The sequence below is a fragment of the uncultured Rhodoblastus sp. genome, assembly GCF_903903185.1.
In the GTDB taxonomy this organism is placed as follows: Bacteria; Pseudomonadota; Alphaproteobacteria; order Rhizobiales; family Beijerinckiaceae; genus Rhodoblastus.
Genome location: NZ_CAIUXT010000089.1, coordinates 1 through 3,545, shown reverse-complemented (window position 1 = coordinate 3,545; position 3,545 = coordinate 1). Strand labels below are relative to the sequence as shown.

General features: G+C 63.6%; 3 protein-coding genes and 2 pseudogenes. All 5 read right to left on the bottom strand.

Annotated features, from left to right (window positions below; all coding sequences use genetic code 11):
* Nucleotides 1–710, bottom strand: a pseudogene (locus QZY01_RS08415) (polyphosphate kinase 2); the annotation flags it as partial.
* Nucleotides 711–832: 122 nt separating this feature from the next.
* Complete coding sequence (gene cimA, locus QZY01_RS08410) at nucleotides 833–2,422, bottom strand: citramalate synthase (RefSeq protein WP_294535815.1); 1,590 nt, start codon at nucleotides 2,420–2,422, stop codon at nucleotides 833–835.
* The gene (locus QZY01_RS08405) at nucleotides 2,419–2,922 is read right to left on the bottom strand and encodes a GNAT family N-acetyltransferase (RefSeq protein ID WP_294535812.1); all 504 of its coding nucleotides are present in this window, start codon (nucleotides 2,920–2,922) and stop codon (nucleotides 2,419–2,421) included. Before QZY01_RS08405 ends, cimA begins: the two co-directional genes overlap by 4 nt.
* Nucleotides 2,922–3,065, bottom strand: coding sequence for a hypothetical protein (locus QZY01_RS08400; protein ID WP_294535809.1), 144 nt, complete (start codon nucleotides 3,063–3,065; stop codon nucleotides 2,922–2,924). The genes QZY01_RS08405 and QZY01_RS08400 overlap by 1 nt, the downstream gene beginning before the upstream one ends.
* Nucleotides 3,066–3,243: 178 nt before the next feature.
* A pseudogene (locus QZY01_RS08395) lies at nucleotides 3,244–3,545 on the bottom strand (cysteine--tRNA ligase); the annotation flags it as partial.

The window sequence follows — 3,545 nt, the reverse complement described above, 5'->3', positions numbered from 1 at the left end:
GTGCAGAACCCCATCACCCGCTCGACGCCGGCGCGATTATACCAGGAGCGGTCGAACAGGCAGATTTCGCCGCCCGCCGGCAATTGCGAAATATAGCGCTGGAAATACCATTGCGAGCTTTCCCGCTCGGTCGGCTTCTGCAAAGCCACTACGCGCGCGGTGCGCGGGTTCATGTGCTCCATATAGCGTTTGATGGTGCCGCCCTTGCCGGCGGCGTCGCGTCCCTCGAACAGCAGCACGATCTTTTCGCCGCTCGTCTCGACCCAGCGCTGCGCCTTGAGCAATTCCTGCTGAAGTTTCAGCATATGCTCTTCATAGGGCGCGGTGCGCAGGCGCGACGCATAGGGATATTCGCCGGTCTCGAACACCCGGCGGATCGCCACCGGATCGTGCTTCATCTGCGCCAGATGATGCCGCGGCGCCTCTGCCGTGCGCCTCGCCTCGGCCTTGGCCGCGGCGCCTCGGGGCTTGTGCGAAGCAGTTTTCGGGTTGGGAGAAGCGGATTTCGACGGGAGTGAAGCGGCAGGAGGCGAAACGGTTTCAGGCGAAACGGTTTTGGCTTTGGCCGAAGCGGCGCCTGGCCCGGCGGCGACACTCTTGAACTCCGGCGCGACGACTTCGACCACGAACTTGGCCGGCGGCGAATTGGCGGAACCGGCTTTGCCTCCGGCATTGGCGGCGGGCTTGGCCGCTTCGATCTTTTCGTCCACGCTCGATTCCCCCGCTTCAGGCAGCCGAACACAGGACCCGGCCCGCGATCCTGTCACCTTACTGCAATAAAGCGTCGCAACAAAGCCGCACAAGCAATGATCTGGAGCGGAGCCTTAAAAATTCAGGCCCCTTCCTTGAGCAATTTATAGTCGATGGCGTCGAGCAGGGCCTGGAACGAGGCGTCGATCAGATTGGCCGAGACCCCCACCGTGGACCAGCTTTCCCCCTTGCCGTCGGAAAATTCCACCAGCACCCGCGTCACCGCATCGGTGCCGCCCTGAAAGACGCGGACGCGGAAATCCTGCAATTCGATGTCGTCGATATATTTCTGATATTTGCCGAGATCCTTGCGCAGGGCGAGATCGAGGGCGTTGACCGGGCCATTGCCCTCCGCCGCCGAAATGAAACTCTGGCCATCGACATTGACCCGCACCGTGGCCTCGGAAAACGTCTCCAGCTCGCCTTGCGCGTTATGGCGGCGCTCCACATCGACGCGAAAACGCTCGACCTCGAAATAGGTCGGCACCGTTCCGAGGATGCGGCGGGCCAGAAGTTCGAAACTGGCGTCGGCGCCCTCATAGGCATAGCCGTGCGCCTCCTTGTCCTTGACCGTTTCCAGCAGCCGCGACACGCGCGGATCGTCGCTGGCGACGTTGACTCCGAGACGCTCCAGTTCGGAGAGAATATTGGACTTGCCCGCCTGGTCGGAGACCAGCACGCGGCGGACGTTGCCGACGGTTTCGGGCGGCACGTGTTCATAGGTGCGCGGGTCCTTCAGCACGGCGGAGGCGTGAATGCCGGCCTTGGTCGCGAAGGCCGAGGCGCCGACATAGGGCGCATGGCGGTCTGGCGCGCGATTGAGCAATTCATCGAGCGTATGGCTCAGCTTGCTCAGGCCGCGCAGGCTTTCCAGCGTCACGCCGATCTCGAATTTTTCGGAAAACTCCGGCTTGAGCAGAAGCGTCGGAATGATCGAGCAGAGATTGGCGTTGCCGCAGCGCTCGCCGAGCCCGTTGAGCGCGCCGTGAATCTGCCGCGCGCCGCCGCGCAGCGCCGCGAAGGAATTGGCCACCGCCTGTTCGGTGTCGTTATGGGCGTGAATGCCGAGGTTTTCGCCGGGAACTTTTTCCGCGATCGCGCGGACGATTTCTTCCACCTCATGCGGCAAGGTTCCGCCATTGGTGTCGCACAGCACCACCCAGCGCGCGCCGGCCTTGTAGGCCGTCTCGACGCAGGCGAGGGCATAGGCCGGATTGTCTTTGTAGCCGTCGAAAAAATGTTCGCAATCGACCAGCGCCTCGCGCCCCGTTGCGACCGCCGCCGCGACGCTTTCGACGATGCCTTCGAGATTTTCCTCCAGCGTGCAGCCGAGCGCCACATGCACCTGATAATCCCAGGCCTTGGCGACGAAGACGATCGAATCGGCGGCGCTGTCGAGCAGGGCGGCGACGCCGGGATCGTTGGCGGCGGAGCGCCCCGCCCGCTTGGTCATGCCGAAGGCGGCGAACCGCGCGGTTTTGGTCGGCTTCGCCTCGAAAAATTCGGTGTCGAGCGGATTGGCGCCGGGATAGCCGCCCTCGACATAATCGATCCCGAGCCTGTCGAGCAGGCCGGCGATCTGCCGCTTGTCGTCGAGCGAAAAATCGACGCCGGTGGTCTGGGCGCCGTCGCGCAAAGTGGTGTCGAGCAGGGTTACGCGTTCGCGGCTCATTGGGTCTGTCCTGTTTCGGCGGCGAGCCTTTTGGTCATGGTGGTATTGCCCAAAACCTCGTCGCCGAGAAAAACCATGTTGCGTTGTATCGGCTCGTAGCCGCGCAGGGCGAAAAACCCGGTCGCGCAGTCGGCGGCGTCCGCTTTCAGGAGAATGGTCTTGCGCGCGGCGGCGAGCTTTTCCAGCGCGTCGCAAAGCTGCGTCGCCACGCCTTTGCGCGCCGCATTAGGATGGACGTAGAGCATGTCGAGAACATCCACGCCCTTGAGGCTGGCGAAGCCGACGATTTCGTGCGCGCGCAAGGCGACGATGGTCAAGCCGCCGGCAAGCTTTTTAGCGAAGGCCTGTTCATCGTCGGCGACGCCCGCCCAGGCGTCGATCTGCGCCGGGTTATAGTCCTCCTGCGCCAATTCCTCGATGCTGGCGCGAAACAACTCGGCCAACGCGGACGTATCCGCCGGCAGCGCCGGACGCAGCGCGAATTGTTGTTTTTGAACCATCACAGCAATCCGTAATATTTCAGCGCGATCAAAGTGACCAAAGCCAGCACGATCAGCTTGGCGGCGATGTACCACAGCCAATGCGCGGGAAACGGCAGCGAGGCGCGCCAGTCTTGTTTGGGGTCATTGGGCGGCAGGCTCATGGGCGCCTCCGCTCAAGACGGCCCGTCCCTTCTCCCCTTGCGGAAGAAGGTGGCTCGGCCGGAGGCCGAGACGGATGAGGGGGAAACCCTGCCCGGAAAGACCCCTCATCCGGCGCTTCGCGCCACCTTCTCCCGCAAGGGGAGAAGGGGCAAAGTCCGGCGGTTTGCGCAAACTCTCTCACGCCCCGACCTCCCAATCCGTGGTCGGCTCGCCGGTCGTCTTGTCCTTGCCGTCCTTGAGCTTGATGCCCATGCCGACCAGCAGATCGCGCAGCCGGTCGGATTCGGCGAAATTCCTGGCTTTCCGCGCGCCGAGCCGCTCGGCCACCAGTCTTGTCACCGCTTCTGCATCGACTTCGACGCTCGACGCCCTGGCCTCCCATTCCGCCGGATCGTCCTGCAACACTCCCAACAGCCCGGCGGCGCGCGCCAGCTTTTCGGCTTCCGCCTGGCCGGTCCGGGTTTTGGACGGTTCGGCCT